Origin of the sequence: Oceanicella actignis, from assembly GCF_008124525.1 — a bacterium.
Classification (GTDB): Bacteria; Pseudomonadota; Alphaproteobacteria; order Rhodobacterales; family Rhodobacteraceae; genus Oceanicella; species Oceanicella actignis.
The window spans coordinates 75,746-94,592 of record NZ_VNHJ01000009.1 but is presented as its reverse complement, the minus strand read 5'-3'; the positions used below and the strand labels follow the sequence as shown (position 1 = coordinate 94,592).

15 protein-coding genes are annotated in these 18,847 nt (G+C 75.1%); 7 read left to right on the top strand and 8 right to left on the bottom strand.

Going from position 1 to position 18,847, the window contains the following annotated elements; genetic code table 11:
• Positions 1-25: 25 nt before the first annotated feature.
• Together LY05_RS15200 and LY05_RS12650 are read right to left on the bottom strand one after the other, a co-directional pair.
• Entirely contained in the window at positions 26-520 is a 495-nt protein-coding gene (locus tag LY05_RS15200; RefSeq protein ID WP_170259001.1) for a hypothetical protein, read from the bottom strand.
• A 115-nt stretch (positions 521-635) separates the two neighbouring features.
• Positions 636-2,348 carry an AMP-binding protein gene (locus tag LY05_RS12650; protein ID WP_148923400.1) on the bottom strand — a complete coding sequence of 571 codons (1,713 nt, stop codon included), beginning with the start codon at positions 2,346-2,348 and terminating at the stop codon, positions 636-638.
• Positions 2,349-2,665: 317 nt separating this feature from the next.
• Here LY05_RS12650 and LY05_RS12645 point away from each other — a divergent pair, with 317 nt between their 5' ends.
• The gene (locus LY05_RS12645; RefSeq protein WP_148923399.1) at positions 2,666-3,739 is read left to right on the top strand and encodes a DUF2855 family protein; all 1,074 of its coding nucleotides are present in this window, start codon (positions 2,666-2,668) and stop codon (positions 3,737-3,739) included.
• A gap of 396 nt (positions 3,740-4,135) precedes the next feature.
• Here the strand turns inward: LY05_RS12645 and LY05_RS12640 are convergent, their stop codons facing one another.
• Entirely contained in the window at positions 4,136-4,759 is a 624-nt protein-coding gene (locus LY05_RS12640; RefSeq protein WP_148923398.1) for a glutathione S-transferase family protein, read from the bottom strand.
• Between the two features lie 221 nt (positions 4,760-4,980).
• Here LY05_RS12640 and LY05_RS12635 point away from each other — a divergent pair, with 221 nt between their 5' ends.
• Complete coding sequence (locus LY05_RS12635; RefSeq protein ID WP_148923397.1) at positions 4,981-6,618, top strand: acyl-CoA dehydrogenase family protein; 1,638 nt, start codon at positions 4,981-4,983, stop codon at positions 6,616-6,618.
• 542 nt (positions 6,619-7,160) lie between these two features.
• Here the strand turns inward: LY05_RS12635 and LY05_RS12630 are convergent.
• Positions 7,161-8,147, bottom strand: a complete 987-nt coding sequence (locus LY05_RS12630; protein WP_148923396.1) for an esterase-like activity of phytase family protein — start codon at positions 8,145-8,147, stop codon at positions 7,161-7,163.
• Between the two features lie 117 nt (positions 8,148-8,264).
• On the opposite strand from LY05_RS12630, the gene LY05_RS12625 reads away from it, so the two are divergent.
• The 5 genes from LY05_RS12625 to LY05_RS12605 all read left to right on the top strand — a co-directional run bounded on the left by LY05_RS12625 (position 8,265) and on the right by LY05_RS12605 (position 10,963).
• Positions 8,265-8,549 (top strand): hypothetical protein, encoded by a 285-nt coding sequence (locus LY05_RS12625; RefSeq protein WP_245728533.1) that lies wholly within the window; start codon positions 8,265-8,267, stop codon positions 8,547-8,549.
• A gap of 153 nt (positions 8,550-8,702) precedes the next feature.
• Positions 8,703-9,026: a DUF6280 family protein gene (locus LY05_RS12620; RefSeq protein WP_072748013.1), complete on the top strand. Its 324-nt coding sequence runs from the start codon at positions 8,703-8,705 to the stop codon at positions 9,024-9,026.
• 101 nt (positions 9,027-9,127) lie between these two features.
• On the top strand, positions 9,128-9,568 hold the full coding sequence (locus LY05_RS12615; RefSeq protein ID WP_072748014.1) for an NUDIX hydrolase: 441 nt from the start codon (positions 9,128-9,130) through the stop codon (positions 9,566-9,568).
• 67 nt (positions 9,569-9,635) lie between these two features.
• Positions 9,636-10,553, top strand: a complete 918-nt coding sequence (gene hemF, locus LY05_RS12610) for an oxygen-dependent coproporphyrinogen oxidase (protein WP_148923395.1) — start codon at positions 9,636-9,638, stop codon at positions 10,551-10,553.
• Positions 10,544-10,963 carry a metallopeptidase family protein gene (locus LY05_RS12605; protein ID WP_072748016.1) on the top strand — a complete coding sequence of 140 codons (420 nt, stop codon included), beginning with the start codon at positions 10,544-10,546 and terminating at the stop codon, positions 10,961-10,963. Before hemF ends, LY05_RS12605 begins: the two co-directional genes overlap by 10 nt.
• A gap of 6 nt (positions 10,964-10,969) precedes the next feature.
• On the opposite strand, the gene LY05_RS12600 is transcribed toward LY05_RS12605, so the two are convergent.
• The 4 genes from LY05_RS12600 to LY05_RS12585 all read right to left on the bottom strand — a co-directional run bounded on the left by LY05_RS12600 (position 10,970) and on the right by LY05_RS12585 (position 18,846).
• A complete protein-coding gene (locus LY05_RS12600) occupies positions 10,970-11,596 on the bottom strand; it encodes a hypothetical protein (protein WP_148923394.1) in 627 nt (208 codons plus the stop codon).
• A gap of 44 nt (positions 11,597-11,640) precedes the next feature.
• Positions 11,641-12,504 carry an N-acetylmuramidase domain-containing protein gene (locus tag LY05_RS12595; RefSeq protein WP_170259000.1) on the bottom strand — a complete coding sequence of 288 codons (864 nt, stop codon included), beginning with the start codon at positions 12,502-12,504 and terminating at the stop codon, positions 11,641-11,643.
• A 130-nt stretch (positions 12,505-12,634) separates the two neighbouring features.
• Positions 12,635-16,876, bottom strand: coding sequence for a translocation/assembly module TamB domain-containing protein (locus LY05_RS12590; protein ID WP_148923393.1), 4,242 nt, complete (start codon positions 16,874-16,876; stop codon positions 12,635-12,637).
• The gene (locus tag LY05_RS12585; RefSeq protein ID WP_148923392.1) at positions 16,876-18,846 is read right to left on the bottom strand and encodes an autotransporter assembly complex protein TamA; all 1,971 of its coding nucleotides are present in this window, start codon (positions 18,844-18,846) and stop codon (positions 16,876-16,878) included. Before LY05_RS12585 ends, LY05_RS12590 begins: the two co-directional genes overlap by 1 nt.
• Position 18,847 lies beyond the last annotated feature (1 nt).

The window sequence follows — 18,847 nt, the reverse complement described above, 5'->3', positions numbered from 1 at the left end:
CGTTACACGCGGCGCGCATGGGCCGCTAGGGCTCGCAATCTGGCCCGACCTCGCGCGTGACGTTCTTGAGCGGGATCTCGTAGAGCGGACGCCAGCGCGGCCCTTCGGGGCCCGCCTCGCACACAAGGGTCGAGGACATGCGCAGCAGCCGCGTGCCTTCGCGCGTGCAGCCGCGCGGAAGCTCGCGCCGGACCACGGCGCCGGGCGAATACTCGCGCCCCTCGTGCCAGCACACGCCCGCGGGAACGTCCTGACGCAGGCGCGCCTCAAGCTCGGCCGCCGCCGCGCCGGCGGGCGCCGCGCCGACCGCCAGCGCCGACGCCAGAGCCGCCGCCAGAGCCGCCGCGGGCCGGAAAGCGTCGGACCCCCGGGCGGGCCGCGTCAGCCCCCCGCACCGGCGCGCGTCGCGGGGCCGCCGAGGGGACAAGCGCCCGCGCCCAAGCGCGGCGCCCGTCGGCGCAAGGGCGGTCGCAAGCAAGGCCAGAAGGGCGGCCAGAAGCAAGGGCGGGACGGCGCGCATGACTCCTCCGACGGATGCGGCGGACCCGGCGCCCGCCGCCCGCATGGTGCGCGCGCGCGCATTGCGGTCCGGTTAACGCCGCGCGCCGCGGCAAGAGCGCAGCGGGCGCCGGCGGTCAGCGCGACGGCGCGGCGCCCCCGTCGCCCCCGTCGCACCCGTCGCCCGCTGCGCCCCCGTCGCCCGCGTCGCCCCGCCCGGCGGCCGAGGCGGCCTGCTCCAGCGCCTGGCGCTTCAGCTCGCGGCGCATGATCTTGCCCGTCGCGGTCATGGGCAGGGCGTCCACCACCCGCACCGCGCGCGGCGCGACATGGGGGCTGATGCGTTCGCGCACGCGGGCGGTCAGACGCGCGGCCAGACCGTCGCGCGCGGCGCCGTCGCGCAGGACCACGAACAGGGTCACCGCCTCGGTGCGGATCGGGTCGGGCAGGCCCACCGCCGCCGCCATCGCCACGGCGGGATCGCCGGCGACGCAGTCTTCGATCTCGGTCGGCCCGATGCGGTAGCCCGAAGAGGTGATGACGTCGTCCGCGCGCGAGGCGAAGTGAAAGTAGCCCTCGGCGTCGCGCCGGCCCAGATCGCCGGTGCGCATCCACTCGCCGGCGAATTTCTCGACCGTGCGCTCGGGCTTGTTCCAGTAGCGCAGGAACATCGAGGGACTGCCGCGGCGCACGGCGATCTCGCCCGTCTCGCCGTCGGGCAGCGGCCGGCCCTCGGCGTCGATCACCGCCACCTCGTGCCCCGGCGTGACCTTGCCCGCCGAGCCCGGCCGGGGCGCGAAGGCCGCCGCGCAATTGCCCAGCACAAGGTTGCACTCGGTCTGGCCATAGGCCTCGTTGATGGTCAGGCCGAAGGCCTCGCGCCCCCATTCGAGCAGCTCGGCGCCCAGCGCCTCGCCCGCCGAGGCCAGCGAGCGCAGCGGCGCGGCCGCGCGCAGCCCGGCCTGGCGCATGAGCTTGAGCGCCGTCGGCGGCATGAAGGCGTTGCGCACCTCGAGCCGGGCCATGAGCCAGACGGCGCGCTCGGGGTCGAATTTCGGCATGCGGTGCGCGACCACGGGAATGCCCAGCGCCAGGGCGGGCATCATCACATTGGTCAGTCCGCCCATCCAGGCCCAGTCCGCCGGCGTCCAGATGCGGTCGCCCGGCGCGGGGGCGTAGTCGTGCTGAGCGATGAAGCCGGGCATGTGGCCCATCAGCACCCGGTGGCCATGCAGCGCGCCCTTGGGCGGGCCCGTGGTGCCCGAGGTGTAGCTGAGGAAGGCGGGATCGTCCGGGCCGGTGCGCGCGGGGGCGGCCAGCTCGGCGGCCTTGCCCAGCTCCTGCCAGAAGCCCCAGGCGCCGGGGCCGGGGCGGTCGATCGAGAAGACGGCCCGCAGCTCGGGCAGCTGGTCGCGGATGGCGGCGATCTTGGGCAGGCTGGCCTCGTCGGTGACCACGATGCGCGCGCCGCTGTCGGCAAGGCGGTAGCGCAGCCCGTCTTCGCCGAACAGGGTGAAGAGCGGCGTCGCCACCGCGCCCAGCATGTAGCACGCGATGTGGGTGAGCGCCGCTTCGGGCGTCTGCGGCAGCAGCACCGCGCAGCGGTCGCCGCGCCCGAGCCCGTGCGCGGCCAGCGCGTTGGCCAGCCGCGCGGCGGCGCGCGCCAGCTGCGCGTAGGTGTATTCGCGCAGCGCGCCGTCGGGCCGCAGATAGATCAGCGCCACGCGGTCGGGGGCGCGGCGGGCCCAGACGCCGCAGATCTGCTCGGCGATGTTGCACTGCGCCAGCCGCGGCCAGCGGAAGTCGGCGCGCACGCTGTCCCAATCGGGGCGGCGGGGAAGCTCGATCATGGGCACGCTCCTTGACGCAACGCAGCATAGCCGCGCGCGGGCCGGGCGCAAGCGGCGCCGACGGTCGAGGCCGCGAGATCGCTTGAAAAGGGGATCGCAAGAAATCGGACCTCGGCGTTGGCCGAGGCCCGGTGCGCCGCCGACTCGGCCGCGCGTCGCGCATGACGCGAGCGCCATGCGTATCTGATGCCAGGAATGCTAGCCGCGAATCTGACGCAACGTCAAGATGAAAGCCCGCGCAAGGCGCATGCGGGGGCTTTCGCGAAACGCCGTTCCGCTACAGAATGCCGCGAAACCGCAAGAAATACGGAGCCCCCATGAGCGACCTTCAGATCCAGACCCGCCGCGACGACATCCGCCGCACCCGCGCGGTCGCGGCGCCCGAGCGCCCCCTTGCCCCCGGCGAGGCGCGGCTGCGCGTCCGGCGCTTCGCCCTGACGGCCAACAACGTCACCTACGCCGCCAGCGGCGACGTGCTGCGCTACTGGCAGTTCTTTCCGGTGGACGAGGAATGGGGCCTGACGCCGGTATGGGGCTTCGCCGAGGTCGAGCGCAGCCTGCACCCCGATCTGCCCGAGGGCGCGCGGGTCTACGGCTTTCTGCCCATGGCCCAGGCCTTCGTCGCCGCGCCCGAGCGCGTCACCCCGGCGGGCTTTCTCGACGGCGCCGCCCACCGGCGCGAGCTGCCGATCATCTACAACGCCTATCGCCGCCTCGACGCCCTGCCCCCGATGGACGAGGACATGGAGGACCGCATGGCGCTGCTCCAGCCGCTCTACGCGACCTCGTTCCTGCTGTTCGACTATCTGCGCGACAACGACTGGTTCGGCGCCGAGGCGTTCGTGCTGTCCTCGGCCAGCTCGAAGACCGCGATCGGGCTGGCCAGCCTTCTGGCCGAGGCGGGGCGCAAGGTGACGGGGCTGACCTCGGCGGGCAACCGCGCCTTCGTCGAGGGGCTGGGCCCCTATGCGCGCGTGGTCCTTTACGACGAGATCGCCCAGGCGCTGCCGCAGGCGCCGTCGGTCTTCGTGGACATGGCCGGCTCGGCGCCGGTGCGCGAGGCGGTCCATGCGCGGCTGGGCGACGCGCTGACGCGCTCGATCGCGGTGGGCACCAGCCACTGGGACAAGTTCGCGCCCGGCACGGCGCTGCCCGGCCCCAAGCCGGAATTCTTCTTCGCGCCGCGCCAGTCGGAAAAGCGCCGCGCCGAGTGGGGGCGCGAGCGGATCGAGGCCGAGATCCACGGCGCGTGGGAGCGGCTGGCGCGCGACTCGCGCCGCTGGCTGAAGGTGACGCGGGTCAACGGCCCCGAGGCGGCGCAGGCGGCCTGGGCCGAGGCCGCCGAAGGCCGCGTCGCCCCCGACCAGGGGCTGATCGTGACGCTGGACTGAAGCGCAAGCGCGCCACCCCTTGCGCCTGCGCGACGCGCGGGCGGCGCGGCGCGCGGCGGATCGCAGGCGGCCCCACCCCCTCGCCTCCGCGCAAGCGCGGCGTTCCGCGCGCGGGCGATGATGCGTCGCGCGGCGTCGCGGGCAGCCTGATCGACCACGCGCTCTGCGCGCTCGGACCACCCGCGGCCACCTGCATCCGCCGCGGCCCCCCCGCATCCGCCGCGGCCCCGCATCGGCCGCGGCTCGGCGATCATGCCGGACGGCGCCGCCGCGCGGGCGATCGCGGCCGTCGGCGCCCCGCCGCCGGCGCGAACCCTCGCCCCCGCCCGCGGGAACCCGCCACGCCGCCGGCGCCTTCCTGTCGGCCGCGCCCCAAGCGCCCGGCGGGCCGGGCGCTCAGGCCGGCTCGGGGCGCGAGTCGCCGAAGGCCGGCATGCGGTTCGCGCGCTCGGACAGCCACGCAAGGCGCGGATAGGACGGCCCTTCGAGCAGGCGCGGGTTGGTCGCGGCGATGAAGTCGTAGGCGCACACGAAGGCCACGTCGCCGCCATAGGGCGTGGCGCCGCCCAGCCAGCCCTCTTCTTCGGGGGCGTGGGCCTCCATCGCCTCGAGGCCGCCGCGGATCTGCCCCTCGAGCCGCGCGCACCATTCGGGCCAGCGGTATTGCTCGGGGCGGCGGTTGTGCTCGTAGACCAGCGCCACGGCCTTCTCGGCGACCGAATTGGCGTAGGCGATCTCCTGCATCGCCTTGCGCCGCGGCAGGCCGGTCTCGGGCAGAAGGCGCGCGCCCGGTTCGGCCGTGTCCTCGAGCCAGTCGATGATGGCGAAGGTCTCGATCAGCGTCGCGCCGTCGTCCAGCTGCAGGATCGGCACGCGGCCAAGGGGGTTGATGCGCTTGAGGGCGTCGAAATCCTCGCCGCTGACCATCAGCGGACGGCGGATGACGGGTCGGCCCTGAAGGGCGCACCAGATCGCGACGCGGCGGGTGAAGGGCGAAAGGTCGCGCCCGTATAGAATCATGGTCCTGCTCCCTGGCTATGGCGTTGGGCCTGCGATCATGCCCGCCGGCGCGCCGGGCGCAAGCGCCGCGCCGCCCCGGCCCCGAGCCGCGCCCCGTGCCGCGCCCCGCGCCGGACCCTCGCCGCCCCGGACCCGAACCGCCCCGCGGCGCCCGGGCCTGACGCCACGACCGCCTTGACGGCGGCGCGGGGCGCGCGCCCAATCTGCGCAAAAAGGAGGAGATGATGACCGCGCCCCTTCGCCCCCGCGCCGATCTGGCCACGCACGAGGTCTTCAACCAGCCCGAGCCGCGCGACGCCGTCGCGCTGTGGGAGGGCGACGGCCCCCTGCGCGCGGCCGTCGCGCGCCTTGCGCCGGACGAGGCCCCCGCCCTGGCCCGCTACGCCGCCGCATGGGGCGCGCCCGAGGCGGTCGAGGACGGCCGCGCGGCCAACCGCTTCGCGCCCGAGCTCAGGCCCTTCGACCGCGCCGGGCGGCGCATCGACGAGGTCGCCTTTCACCCCGCCTATCACGCCCTGATGCGCCGGGGGCTCGAGGGCGGCTACGCCGCCCGCGCCTGGAGCGGCGCGCCCGGCGGGCATGTGGCCCATGCGGCCATGGTCTACATGTCCACCCAGATCGAGCCGGGCGTGTGCTGCCCCATGACCATGACCTACGCCGCCGTGCCCGCGCTGCGCGCGACGCCCGAGCTGGCCGCCAGGTGGGAATGGGGCGCGCTGTCGGGGCGCTACGATCCGGCCTCGCGGCCCGCGCCGGAAAAGGCCGGGCTGACCTTCGGCATGGCCATGACCGAAAAGCAGGGCGGATCGGACGTGCGCGCCAACACCACCCGCGCCGCGCGCGACGGCGAGGGCTGGCGCCTGACCGGGCACAAGTGGTTCTGCTCGGCGCCCATGTCCGACGCCTTCCTGACGCTGGCCTGGACCGACAAGGGGCTGTCCTGCTTCCTGATGCCGCGCTGGACGCCCGACGGGACGCGCAACGCCTTCCAGCTGATGCGGCTCAAGGACAAGCTGGGCAACAAGGCCAACGCCTCGTCCGAGATCGAGTATCACGGCGCCTGGGCCGAGCTGGTCGGCGAAGAGGGACGCGGCGTCAACGCCATACTCGAGATGGTGCATCACACGCGCCTCGACACCGCCGTCGCCCCGGCGGCGCTGATGCGCCGCGCGCTGGACGAGGCCGCCTGGTGGGCGCGCGGGCGCTCGGCCTTCCAGAAGCGGCTGATCGATCAGCCGCTGATGACCGCCGTGCTGGCCGATCTGGCGCTGGACTGGATGGGCGCGCTGGCCGCGGCCATGCGCGTGGCCGCCGCCTTCGACGCCGCCGAGCGCGACCCGGCCGAGCGCGCCTTCGCCCGCATCGCGGTGGCGCTGGCCAAGTTCTGGTCCAACAAGCGCTGCCCCGTCGTCGCCTACGAGGCGATGGAGTGCCTGGGCGGCGCGGGCTATGTCGAGGAAAGCCCCATGCCCTGGATCTACCGCGAGGCGCCCCTCAACTCGATCTGGGAGGGGTCGGGCAACGTCATCTGCCTCGACATCCTGCGCACCATGGCGCGCGCGCCGCAGGCCGTGGACGCCCTGCTGGGCGAGCTGCGCGGCGCGCGTGGCGCCGACCGCCGCTACGACGCCGCGCTGGCCGAGGCCGAGGCGGCGCTGAGCCGCGGGCCGCACGAATCCGAGGCGCGCTGGATCGCCGAGCGGCTGGCGCTTCTGCTGCAGGGCTCCGAGCTGCTGCGCCACGGCGACGGCTCGGCGGCCGACGCCTTCTGCCGCACGCGGCTGGGGGGCGACTGGGGGCGCACCCATGGCGCCCTGCCCCAGGGGGTGGACGCGGCGCGCATCGCGGCACTGATCTGACCGCGCGAAGGGGCGGCGCGAGAGGCGCCCCCGCCATCGCGGCATCCGGCGCCGAGGGGCCGGCGGGCCGGGGCTGCGGGCCTGCGCGGCTGGCCGACGCGGCTGGCCGGGACGAAGGGCCCAAGCGATTGGCCGGTGCGCCGGCCCGCCCCACCCTCTCGCAGCGCGAAAGTGCCGGACGTGCCGGGGCGACGGACAAGGGCGAGCGGCCGGCGCCACGGGTCCGGGCCAAGGGCCCATGCGACGGGCCGGGGAAACGGCGGCGCAGGTCGCGCGCGGCGCCCTCGTCCCAAGCGTCGTCGCCTCGGCCCTTCACGCCCCATCCCCTCTCGCCCCAACCGCCCTCGTTCCAACCGCCGCCGCCCCGACCGGGCTTGCGCCATCCGCCCCCCATCCAAGCCGGCCGACGCCCGTCAGCCACGGCGCCCGCGCCGGGACGACCTTGCGCCGTCGCGCCGATACCGCCCGCCATGCCCGACCCGACCGCCTGGCGAGACGGGCGCTGCGGCTGGCCGCGCCCTGGCCTTGCGCGCCGCGCGCCTTCAGCCGCCGCCGGCCCCGGCCTGCGGCGCGTCCGCCTCGGGCAGGATGAATTCCAGCAGCAGCGTGCGCTGAAGCATGTTGAAGTTGTCGTCCGTCGCCACCAGCGCGCGCAGACGCCCCGCGCCGTCGCGCCAGATCGAGATGCCCTCGGCGTTGTCCGCGCCCATGACGCCCGAGATGCGCGCCAGCTCCTCTTCCGCGATCACGCGCGCGCCCTCCAGCGTCAGGCGGCGAAGGCGCATGTGAAAGCCGCGCCAGAAGCTCAGCCCGCGATCGACCACGTAAAGCCGCCCGTCGGGGCCGAAATCGGCGCCGGTGATGATCAACCCCTTCTCTCTGGGCAGCGCCAGCGGCAGGACGCGGCCGTCGGGGAAAAGGAGCTGCGCCGCCTGGCGGCCCGGCCCCGCATCGGCCTCCTGGATCGCCAGCAGCGCGCCGTCGGGGCGGCGGGCCAGCGCCTCGAAGCCGTTGTTGATGGGCATGCGGCTCCAGGCGCGCAGGCTCCAGAGCAGCTCTTCGGGCGCGCGCGGACCGGCGAAGCGCGCGATGCGGTGGTCGCGCTCGAACGAGACCAGCCGCGGCCCCGACAGGTCGGGCGCGGCGATGTCCAGCCCCTCGGCGTCGCGCTCGGAATAGGCGGCGCGCGCGCCGTCGGGGCCCAGCATCCCCGCCAGAATCTCGAGCCGCCAGCCGGTCAGGCGCTCATTCGCGCCGCGCTCCAGCGCGCCCTCGACCCAGCGGCCCGCATCCGAAACGGCGACGAAACGCCGCCCGTCGGCCGAGACCTCGATCCCCGAAAGCCCGCCGAAGGTCGGCCGCGACGAGCGCAGCTCGATCCCGCCGGCGAAGACCGCCCGCGCGCCCGCGTCAAGGCGCAGCTCGACCGGGCGCGCGCTTTCGCCTTCGGCCCCGCCCAGGGCGCAGGCGCCCGCCGCCCCCGCCAGCCCAAGCGCCAGAGCCAGCGCCGCCTTTCGCCGCATGCCCATGCCGTCCTTCCTCGCGCCCGGATCCGGCGCCAGCCTAGACCGCCGCCCCCCGCGCGCCAAGCGCCCGCCGCTTGACACCGGTCAAGGCCCCGCGCGCCGGCAAGGCGCATGATGGGAATGGAAAAGGGGAGAATCGGCATGATCTCGATCGAGGACATCATCGGCATGACCGGCCTGACGCGCGAAGAGATCGACGCCGTCGCCGAGCATGAGCACATTCCCGAAGCCGCCGCGGCGGCGCTGGCCGACTACCTGATGCATCAGGAGAAGGGCCCCCGAATCGTCGCGCAAATGATCGCCGACGACATCCGCGCCGCCCGCGCCCGCGGCGACATGTCGCATGCGGCGGCCTTGATGGGCGCATTGAGGCATTTTCTTCGCTCGCAGAATTTGCCACGATAACGACGCAAGAGACTGCGGACGTTGCGAGAACGCGCCAGCCATGCGCTGAGCGCATATCTGCCATGCGCCGCATGGGCTACCCTGGCGTCGCGAAAGCGTCATATTGCGCCGCAGTAATCCTTTGCACTCAAAATCACGAGGAGAAGCGGCGCGATGTTCGACGACGCCGACAAGCAGTCTTTTTCGCATGAGCAGGGCATGCGGGCGCGCAAGATGTTCGCAGCCGTGGTGCTGGCCGCTCTGGACGACGCCATCGCCGACCAGCGCAAGAACGGAACCGGGGTCGAGGCCATCGCCCGCTGGGCGCGCTCGCGCGACGGGCGCGAGGTTCTCATGTGCGCCGGGATCGATCCCAACGAGCGCACCGTCAAGGGCATGATGGACTTCGTCGCCAAGGGCGTGCGCACCTCGGTCGCCCTGCGCGGCGAGCATGACTCGGACGATTCCGAGGGCGGCTCGGACAAGATCGCGGCCTGAGCGCGCCCAGGACCCTGCGCGATGGGCGGCCCGTGCGGCCGCCCGCTCGCATTTGCGACGATCCCCTTTCCCGATTTCCGATCCGCCAGGAGGGCGGCGCCATGGCGATCACCGCCGACGCCAAGCCGCGCGGCCAGACCGCGCGCGACACCCAGATCGCCGCCCTTTGCTGGCGCGAGGCCCCCTGCGGCCGCGAGGGGCTGCTGGTCACCAGCCGCGGCGGCGGGCGCTGGATCCTGCCCAAGGGCTGGCCCATCGCGCGCCTCGGCGAAGCCGGCGCGGCCCTGCGCGAGGCGTGGGAGGAAGCGGGCGTGCGCATCGCCCTCGCCGCGCCCCGCCCGCTTGGCGACTACCCGGCGGTCAAGCGGCTCAAGAGCGGCGAGCCGCGCGCCGTGCGCGTCATCGTCTATCCCGCGCGCGTGCTGTCGCTGGCCGAAGACTGGCCCGAGGCGCACCAGCGCCAGCGCCGCTGGTTCGCGCTGCGCGACGCCGCCGGCGTGGTGACCGAGCCCGAGCTGGCCGAGCTGCTGGCGCGCTTCTGACCCGCGCCCCTTGCGCGCAGGCGGCGCGCGCGGCTACATCGCCAGGCCAGCCGCGAAGGAGACGCCCGTGACGCAAACGCCCCCCACCGACGCCGATCCCGAGTTCGAGGCGCGCAAGGCGCGCGCGAAGGCCTGGTTCGAGCAGCTGCAGGGCCGCATCTGCGCCGCCTTCGAGGCGATCGAGGACGAGCTTGACCAGGGCCCCCACGCCCATCTGCCCCCCGGCCGCTTCGAACGCACCCCCACCTTCCGCCGCGACGAGGACGGCGCCGACGGGGGCGGCGGCGTGATGAGCGTGATGCGCGGCGGGCGCGTGTTCGAGAAGGTCGGGGTCAACGTCTCGGCGGTTCACGGACGCCTGGCCGAACGCGCCCGCGCCAGCCTGACCGCGCGCAAGTCCATTCCCGGCCTTGACCGCGACCCGCGCTTCTGGGCCGCCGGCATCAGCCTTGTGGCGCACATGCGCTCGCCGCGCACGCCGGCGGTTCACATGAACACGCGCATGTTCTGGACCCCGCAGGCCTGGTGGTTCGGCGGCGGCGCCGACCTCAACCCCATGGTCGAGGTCCCCGAGGACACCGCCTTCTTCCACCAGCGCCTGCGCGCCGCCTGCGACCGGCACGATCCCGACTACTACCCGCGCTTCAAGGCCTGGGCGGACGAGTATTTCATGATCCGCCACCGCAACGAGCCGCGCGGCGTGGGCGGCATCTTCTACGACGACCTGTGCACCGGCGACTGGGAGGCCGACTTCGCCTTCACCCGCGACGTGGGCGAGGCCTTCCTCGACGCCTTCCCGGCCCTGACGCGCAAACGCATGCGCGAGCCCTGGACCGAGGAAGAGCGCGAATGGCAGCTGATCAAGCGCGGCCGCTACGCCGAGTTCAACCTGGTCTATGACCGCGGCACGCGCTTCGGGCTCGAGACCGGGCACAACCCCGACGCCGTGCTCATGAGCCTGCCGCCCGTCGCCAAATGGCCCTGACCCGCCCGCGCCTGGCCGGCGCCCGCGCGCCGGACGCCGAGGACCTGGCCCGCATGGCCCGCGAGGCCTTCGCGCGCCTGCCCGAGGGCGTGCGCGCCGCGTGCGAGGGCCTGGTCATCCGCGTCGAGGAGCTGCCCGACGACGACATGCTGGCCGAGACCGGGCTGGACGACCCGTGGGAGCTGACCGGCCTCTACCGCGGCGTGCCGCTGACCGAGCGCAGCGTGGACGATCCCGTGCGCCTGCCCGACGAGGTCATCCTCTTCCGCCGCCCGATCCTCGACGAATGGATCGCCCGCGGCGACGTGGCCCTGGGGCGGCTGGTGACGCATGTGCTGGTGCACGAGATCGCGCACCACCTGGGCTGGTCCGACGAGGACATCGCCCAGGTGGACCGCTGGTGGGAGTGACCGCGCTCAGTAGGCCGCCAGCCGCCGGCGGAAGGCCTCGAGCGGCGCCTCGGGCGCGCGCGCGATCTGCGCCGACAGCGCCTCGATCTGGCTGCTCTTGATCTGCGAGCCGCGCGACGAGCCGAACTCGAAATCGAACGCCGTGCCGATGTTGCGCGCGAACATGCCCCCGACCCCGGTCAGGAAGCCGATCACCGCGCCGATGTAGCGGTCGTTCTCGGCCGAGACGTAGAAGTTCAGCACGATCAGCGCCACCGTGATCACCGCCACCGCGGCGAAGGCGGCGATCAGCATGTTGGTGGCGCGGTCGTTGACGCGGCCGGTGACGCGGGTCAGCTCGACGTCGCGCCGGCGCGCATCGGCGCGGTCGGCCAGCAGGGCCTCGGTCTCGCGCAGGGCGATGTCGGCCAGGCGCAGCTTGAGCTCGGCGCGCAGCTCGGCGTCCTCGCGGATGCGGCGCAGGGCCTCGTCGCGCTCTTCGGCGGTGGTGACGGCGACGCCGGTCACCTCGGCCACCACGTCGCGCACGGTGCGCGAGATGACCTGCGCGTTTTCGTCGTCGCCGGCCACGGCCTTGACCAGCGAAGGCGCCACCGCGGAAAGAATGGGCAGGATCAGCGAAACAAGGGGCATGGAAGGGTCCTTTCTGCTTGCAGGGGGCGCCGCGGCGGGCAAGGTCACGCGGCGCCGCGCAGGGCCGCTTCGGGGCGCTCCGGTCCGCCCAGAGCGAAATACACCGCCTGCACGGCGGCCATCAGGGCGGGGCCGGGCGCGCCCGTGGGCGGCAGGCGGCACTGGCGCTCGAAGCGGCGGATGGCGGCGGCGGTGCGCGGGCCCATCAGCCCGTCCGCGGGGCCGGGGTCTGCGCCCAGGTAATCCAGCGCGGCCTGCAGCTCGCGCACCCCGCGCACGCGAAACGCGCCCGCCGCCCGGTCGCTCGGCCCTTCGCCCCTCCCGTCGCCGGCATGGCGGGCATAGGCCGCGGCCAGCTTGCGGTCATAGGCGTTGCGCCGCCAGTCGGGGCCGTTGTAGCCGCGCGCGAAGGCCGCCCAGTCGCGCCGCGCCAGCGCGCCGGCCAGCCCCGCGGCGCGCACATAGGCGCCGAAGGCGGCCAGCTGCGCCGCCTCGCTTTCGCACATCGCGGCGACGAAGGGCTCGACGCCCGCAAAGCCCACCAGCTCGGCGTTGAAGCCCATGATCTGGAAGCGCCCCCACGAGGTCGCGCGCAGCGCCGCCTCGCGGTCGAGCGCCGTCGCGCGCTCGAGGCGCGCGTATTGCGCCGCGCCGCCCGGCCCGTAGCCCCCCGGCGCCGGCGCCGAAAGATCGGGCGCGGCGGCGTCGAAGGCGCCGCCCGTCAGGCGGCGAAAGACATGCCGTTCGAACAGGATCGTCGGCCGCCCGTCGGGCAGAAAGGCCGCGCCGCGGCTTTCCACCTCGGCCACCGCCTTGATGGCCGCGACCTCGCAGCCGAGCTCGTCGGCCAACGCCCGATAAGGCGCGTCCGTGCGGATCGGCAGGGCCGATCCCTTGAAAGCGTTCATGTCCGCCAACCTCTCGATCCATGCAGGACCGATGCCGACGCCTGGCGCGTGGCGGGCGGCGGCCGAACGGCCTGCGCGAGTCCCGCCTCGAGACTTAGCGGAAAATGGTTAGCATCCCGTCAATGCAGACTCAGAAATCCTTCTTCCAGCGCAGCCCGACCGAGGCGCCGCCCGCGCCGCCGGCCTCGCTGGTGGCCGAGACGCCGTCGAACAGCTCGACCTCGACCTCGACAGAGGCCGGCCCGCCGTCGAGCGGCTGGCGCGCGCCCACGAACACCCCGTCGGCCAGCGACTTGCCCACGCGCACGGCGGTTTCCTCGCCCGACTGGTCCACGCTCAGCATGTCCACGCCCAGCGCCCCCCGCACCCCGTCGAGCAGCCCCGCCTCGCCGTTGAGCAGCGTCGCCAGCCCCGTGGCCAGCTGCAGCGCCTGCGAGGCCGACAGCGACTGGCGCGAGGTCCCGAACAGAAGGCGCGGCATCACCTCCTCCTCTGGCAGCGCCGGGCGCGAGGCGAACGACACCTGCGGCGCCGACGCGGTTCCCGAAACCACGATCCCGCCCTCGATGTCGTCGCTCTCGGTCCAAAGCGCGACGTCAAGCGCCGGGTCGGGCGGCCTTGCGCCCGAAAAGGCGATGCGCCCGCGCGTCAGCTCGAAGGTCTTGCCCAGAAGGTCCAGCTCGCCGCGGCGGCGCTCGACGGCGCCGACGACGATGGGATCGGCGGCGGGGCCCTTGATGCTCAGATCGGCCTCCCACTCGCTGTCGAGCCCGCGCCCGCGCACGAACACGCCGCCCGGCGCGCGCACGCGCAGGTCCAGCTGCGGGCCGTCCGAGTCTGCCGGCGGCGGCGCGTCCTCTTCCGGCGGCGGCGCGCCCTTGACCGCGACTTCGCCCAGATCGGCCACCGAAGGCGGCAGCGCGTTGACCAGCCGCACCTCGGCGCGGTCGATCACCGCCTCGCCGGCGATCAGCGGCGCGCTCAACGGCCCCGCCGCCGTGAGGTCAAGGCTGACCTTCGCCGTCACGTCGTCGCGCCGCACAAGGATCGCGCCGTCGGCGGACAGGCGCCCCCGCAGCGTCTGGCCGTCCACGGTCAGGCTGGCGCTCAGCGGCGCGCCCGAGCCGTCGGTCGCGCGCAGGTCCAGCGTCAGATCCGCGCCGTCGCCGACACGGGTGCGCGCCTCGATCCCGGTCAGGATCGTGCCCAGGTCAAGGTTCTGATACTGGCCGTTGGTCAGGACCAGCCGCCCCGTCGGGCGCAGACGCCCGGGCAGTCCCTTGGCGCCCAGATCCAGGTCCAGATCGCCGTCCAGCACATGCGCCGGAGCCGGCACATAGCCCCAGAACGCCCCAAGACGCCCCTTCCAGCTGGCCCGGGCCTCGATCGGGGCGCCGGGTTCGAGCGCCGGCAGGACGCCCGCCGGCCGCGCCCGCGCGCGCGCGCGCAGCCGGACCGGCTCGCCGAAGCGCCCCGACAGGCTGGCGCGCGCCGTCGCCTCGCCTCCGTCCCAGTCCAGCCGCGCCTCGGCGTCGAGCGCATCCTCGGCCTCGACGCCGGCGGGATCGAGGCCCTCGGCATTCAGGCGGATACGGGCGAAGGGCTTGCCCGGCCGGGTGTCGAAGCGGGCCCGCGCGCGCAGGGCGCCGCCCTCGATCGGCGCGCCGGCCAGGCGCGCGGCCTCGACCAGGCGCGGCAGGTTCAGCGTCACGTCGCCGGTCGCGCCCTGCGCGCCCGCGCCCAGATCGCCCCGGAGCCGTCCGCCCGGCAACGCCAGATCAAGCCCGCGCAGCGCCGTCACGCCGCCCGCGCTTTCGATCCGCGCGGGGGCGCGCAGGCGCGCGCGCGCCTTGCCCAAGCCCGCCTCGAGGCGCGTCAGCGTCCCGGCCGCCGCCTCGCCGCTCAGATCGAGCCGCGCGGCGAGGCGCGCGAAAAGCGGACGGCGGCCGGCCTTCTTGCGCCGCGGCGCGTCTCCTTCGGCGTCGAAGCGCACGTCAAGCGCGTCCAGCGCACCCGAGGCCCGCGCCTCGAGCCGGCCAAGCCGCACAGCCCCCATGGCGGCGCCGCCCGCGCCGGCCGAGACCTCGAGCCGCGGCGCCGCGCCCAGCGCGTCATCCGCCCGCGCGCGCAACCGCAGGCCGCGCGCCGCGGCGCCGGCAAGGCGCAGATCGGGCGCGTCGGCGTGCAGCGTCAGCGCGGCCGCGCCGTCGGCCTGCGCCAGTTCGGCGCCGGCGTCGAGCGCGCTCAGCGCCGCGTCGCCCGCCCGCAGGCCCTGCGCCTTGGCCGTCAGCCCGCCCTCGGGCGCGCCGAACAGATCGCGCGCCCATCCGGCCAGCTCGGCCGCCTCGATCGCCGCGCCGAAACCGCGGGCCCCTTGCGCCTGGGCGCGCAGCGTCGCGGCCTGTCGGCCCTCGGGCGCGCTCAGCTCGAGCGTTCCCGAAACCGCGCCGCCCAGCCCCGCCCCGGCAAGCTGCGGGAACAGGTCGGCGAAGGCCTCGAAGGCCGACAGGTCGCGCGCCTCGAAGCGCAGCGCCCCCTCGGCCAGGCGTGCGTCGAGATCGGCGTCCAGCCGCCCTTCGAGCGCGCTGCGCAAACCCTCGAACGACAGCGCATCCAGCGTCAGGCGCACGCCGCGCAGCGCGCCGCGCAACTGGGCGTCCACCGGCCCGATGGGCCCGCCGCGCGCGCTCAGCGCGGCGCGGCCCGCAACGCCTTCGGCGATGGTCACGTCATGGGTCAGCCGCGCCTCGCCCCAGCTGCGCCCGGCGGCGACGGCGTGGGACAGAACCGCCTCGCCGGTCAGCCGCGCCGCGCCGACCGCGCCGCCCAGCGCGCCGGCGGCGCTCAGCCGGCCTGCCGCCTCGCGCCCGTAAGCGCGCGCGATCGGCGCAAGGTCGGGCGCGTCGAGCGCATAGGTCAGGTCATGCGCGCCCTCGCTCAGCGCCACGACGCCCGAGGCCGTCGCCTCGAGCAGCGACGAGGAAAAGCGCGCCGCCTTCACCGTCGCACGCCGCCCGTCATAGGCCGCCTGAAGCGACAGCCGCGCCGGTCCGATCAGATCGGGCGTCAGCCGGTCGAGGCGCACGCCCGTCGCCGCGCCCTGCAGCGTCAGCTCGCCCTGCGGGCCGTCCTGCGAACGCAGGCGCCCTGTCACGTCCAGCCGCGCCGAAGCCGCATCGACCGCGTCCGAAGCAAGACCCTCGAGCGTGGCCGCGCCGCTGGCGGTCAGGTCGTCGGCGGCGCCGCTCAGGCGACCGTCGAAGCCGAGGCGCGCGAAATCCACGCCGGGGACAAGCGCCGCAAGCGCGCGCCGCGCCTCGAGCGACAGGTCAAGCTCCAGCCCCCGGTCCGCGCGCCGGTAGAACCCCGCCGCGCGCGCGTCGAGCGCCGGCGCCGCAAGGCGCGCGCGCTCGATGCGGATCACGCCGTCGGCGCCCTCGGCCACGCGCAGCCCCAGCGCCGCCTGCGGCGCCAGGGCCGCCTGCGCCTCGGGCGGCGCGTCGGGACCGGGCGCGGCCACGAAGTCGGCCTCCAGGCGCACCGGCGCCTCGAGATCGGCCAGCGCCGAGCCATGCGCGCTCAGCACCCGTTCGACGTCGAGCGCCGCGGTCATGCGCCAGTTGCTCAGCGGACCGTCGGCGTCCAGCTTCAGGCGGCTGGGCGCGCCGGCGCCCAGGCCCGCATACTCGGCCGCAAGCCCGCCCGGCCCCTCGCGCGCGTCAAGCGCGACGCGCAGCGTATCGGCGGCGAAGTCGCGCGCATATCGCAGGTCGAACACGCCCTCGACCGCATCGGTGCGCGCGATGCGCAGCTCAAGCGCCTGCACGTCGCCCTCGTCGCGCGCCGCGCCCTGCGCGTCGAACGCCACCCCCTGCGCCGCCGCCACCCCCGGCGCAAGGCGCACGCCGCTCAGCGTCAGCGCATCGACCACCACCGTCAGCGGCGCGCGCGGCCAGCCGCCGCCGCTCTCTTGCGGCGCTTCGTCCTTCGCGGGCGCCTCCGAGGGCGGCAGGACCGGCCGGCGCAGCACCTCGACGCCGCGCGCGGTCAGGGCGCGGATCGCCAGCTCGCCCGACAACAGGCGCGAGGGGCTCCAGCTGACGCCCACGGCCTCGGCGCGCAGCCACACGCCCTGCGCGTCGGCCACCGCAAGGCCGCGCAGCTCGGTCACGCCGTCCTCGGGTTCGGCCACGCCCTCGGCGGTGATCTCGAGGCTTCCCGGCGTGGACAGCTGCGAGAGCGCGAACTGCACCAGCGAGTTCTTCAGCCCCAGAATCGAGATCTGCGCCCCCGCCGGGGGCGGCGGCGCCAAGGCCAGCGCGGCGCCCACGAGCGCGGCGCGAGAAAGGCGTGCAAGGCGCGATACGGTCATCAGAACGCCTGCCCGATCGAGAAATAGATCTGGAACGCGTCGTCCGCGTCCCGGGGGTTCAGCGGCGCGGCCACGTCCAGGCGCAGCGGCCCCACGGGCGAATAGTAGCGCGCGCCAAGCCCGGCGGCGAGCTGCACGCCCTCGGCGAAGTCGGGAAAGACGCTGGTCGAGACCGAACCCGCGTCGACGAAGGCCGCCGCGCCCAGATCGCCGCGCACGCGCCAGCGCAGCTCGGCGCCCAGCTCGAGCGCCGAGCGTCCGCCGATCGGGTCGCCCGCCGAATCGAGCGGCCCGACGAAGCGTTCGCGATAGCCGCGGACCGAGCCCCCGCCCCCGGCGTAAAGACGGCGCGGGGCGGGCACGTCGCCCAGCGATTCCGACAGGATCGCCGCCGCCCGCCCATGCGCCGCCAGCACCGTGCGCCCGCCCGCATCCAGCGGGAAGTAGACCGCCCCGCGCGCGTCCGCCACGAGGAAAGGCGCCGCGCGGCCGCCGACCAGCCCCGCGAAGGGCGCGGCCTTGAGCTCGGCCCGCCAGCCCTGGGTGGGATTGATCAGGTCGTCGGCCCCCTCGTAGCGGGCGAAGGCGGGCGCGCCCAGCAGGAAGGCGTCCTCCTGGCGGGCGCCGTCGTCGATCTCCGAGACCTCGGCCAGCCCGCCCAAGCCCACGGTCAGACTCGGGTCGAGCGCGCGCTGGACGCCGGCGGTCAGCGTCAGGGCCGACTGCTCGAAGGCGTCGTCGGATTCGTGCCGCGCCGAAGCGCCCAGCGCCAGCTCCTGCCCCGCGCGGCGGAACTGCGGCTTGCGCAGTTCGACCGACAGGGCCTGCAGCGCGAAGCCCAGATCGAGCTCGGCGCCCAGACGCTCGTTCGCGCCCCACAGATTGCGGTGGACGAACGACGCCGCCAGCTCGGGGCCGCGGGCGGTGGACAGGTTCAGCTCTGCCGCCACCGTGCGCGGGGGGCCTTCCTCGGCGGCAACGATCACCGGCGCGGCGCCGTCCGGCGCCGGTCCGTCCGGCAGGCGCACGACCACGGTCGAGAACAGGTTCGTCGATGCGAGGCGCTTCTGGAACTCGGCCAGCTTGTCGGCGTCGACCGGCTCGCCCTCGCGCCAGGGCAGGTAGCTGAGCAGGTAGTCCTCGCGCACCTGCGACAGGCCCTCGAAGCGCACGGGGCCGAAACGCTGCTCGGGACCGGCGGAAAGGATGGTCTCGACCTCGAGGCGGGCCGCCTGCATGTCGGCGACGGCGCGGCGGCCCTCGATGCGGGCGAAGGGGCGCCCGTCGCGGCGCAGGGCGGCGACGGCGGCCTGCTCGGCGCCCAGGATGCGCGCGGCCAACGCGCGCCGCCCCACGGGCGAGCCCAGCGCCGCCGCGTCGGGCGGGACGGGGGCGGCGCCCTGGCCATGATCGACGACGACGAAACGGTGCTCGGCAAGGATGAAGGGGCGGCCGGGCTTCACGCGCAGGCGCACGCGCACCCGCTCGGCCGCGTCGGGCGCAGGCTGTGGCGCGGCTTCGTGCGCGGGGCCGGCCTCGGCCGGGGCGGCGGGTTCGCGCGCGAAGGGATCGGCGGCCGGCGCGGGCGCGGCCCCGGACGCGGCCTTCTCGCCGCGCAGGATGCGAAAGGCAAGCTTGCCCTCGTAATACCCGCGCGAGCGCAGGATCTTGCGCGCAAGCTCGGCGTCCTGCTCGGCGCGGCGGCGCAGGAAGGCGACGCTTTGCGCCCCCTCGTCCTGAAAGCGGTAGAGGGCCAGGGATTGCTCGAGCAGCGCGGCCACATCGTCGTCCGGCGCGCCGCGCAGCTCGACCTCGTAGCGCACCTGGGTGCGCGGCGCCTCGAAGGCCTCGGCGGCCGGCGCAAGCCCGGGCGCCGCATCGCCCCCAAGCCACGCGCAGCCCGGCAAGGCGCCGGCCAGCGCGGCCATGACGCATGCGGCGACGCAGCTGCGGCGAAGGGACGAACTCATC

Excerpts from the sequence above, each read along its gene's own strand:
- LY05_RS12600 (WP_148923394.1), bottom strand. The coding sequence starts at position 11,596 with ATGCCCCTTGTTTCGCTGATCCTGCCCATTCTTTCCGCGGTGGCGCCT.
- LY05_RS12595 (WP_170259000.1), bottom strand. The coding sequence starts at position 12,504 with ATGAACGCTTTCAAGGGATCGGCCCTGCCGATCCGCACGGACGCGCCT.
- LY05_RS12625 (WP_245728533.1), top strand. The coding sequence starts at position 8,265 with ATGGAAAAGGGGAGAATCGGCATGATCTCGATCGAGGACATCATCGGC.
- LY05_RS12620 (WP_072748013.1), top strand. The coding sequence starts at position 8,703 with ATGTTCGACGACGCCGACAAGCAGTCTTTTTCGCATGAGCAGGGCATG.
- LY05_RS12640 (WP_148923398.1), bottom strand. The coding sequence starts at position 4,759 with ATGATTCTATACGGGCGCGACCTTTCGCCCTTCACCCGCCGCGTCGCG.
- LY05_RS12635 (WP_148923397.1), top strand. The coding sequence starts at position 4,981 with ATGATGACCGCGCCCCTTCGCCCCCGCGCCGATCTGGCCACGCACGAG.
- LY05_RS12585 (WP_148923392.1), bottom strand. The coding sequence starts at position 18,846 with ATGAGTTCGTCCCTTCGCCGCAGCTGCGTCGCCGCATGCGTCATGGCC.
- LY05_RS15200 (WP_170259001.1), bottom strand. The coding sequence starts at position 520 with ATGCGCGCCGTCCCGCCCTTGCTTCTGGCCGCCCTTCTGGCCTTGCTT.
- LY05_RS12645 (WP_148923399.1), top strand. The coding sequence starts at position 2,666 with ATGAGCGACCTTCAGATCCAGACCCGCCGCGACGACATCCGCCGCACC.
- LY05_RS12615 (WP_072748014.1), top strand. The coding sequence starts at position 9,128 with ATGGCGATCACCGCCGACGCCAAGCCGCGCGGCCAGACCGCGCGCGAC.
- LY05_RS12630 (WP_148923396.1), bottom strand. The coding sequence starts at position 8,147 with ATGGGCATGCGGCGAAAGGCGGCGCTGGCTCTGGCGCTTGGGCTGGCG.
- LY05_RS12590 (WP_148923393.1), bottom strand. The coding sequence starts at position 16,876 with ATGACCGTATCGCGCCTTGCACGCCTTTCTCGCGCCGCGCTCGTGGGC.
- LY05_RS12650 (WP_148923400.1), bottom strand. The coding sequence starts at position 2,348 with ATGATCGAGCTTCCCCGCCGCCCCGATTGGGACAGCGTGCGCGCCGAC.
- LY05_RS12605 (WP_072748016.1), top strand. The coding sequence starts at position 10,544 with ATGGCCCTGACCCGCCCGCGCCTGGCCGGCGCCCGCGCGCCGGACGCC.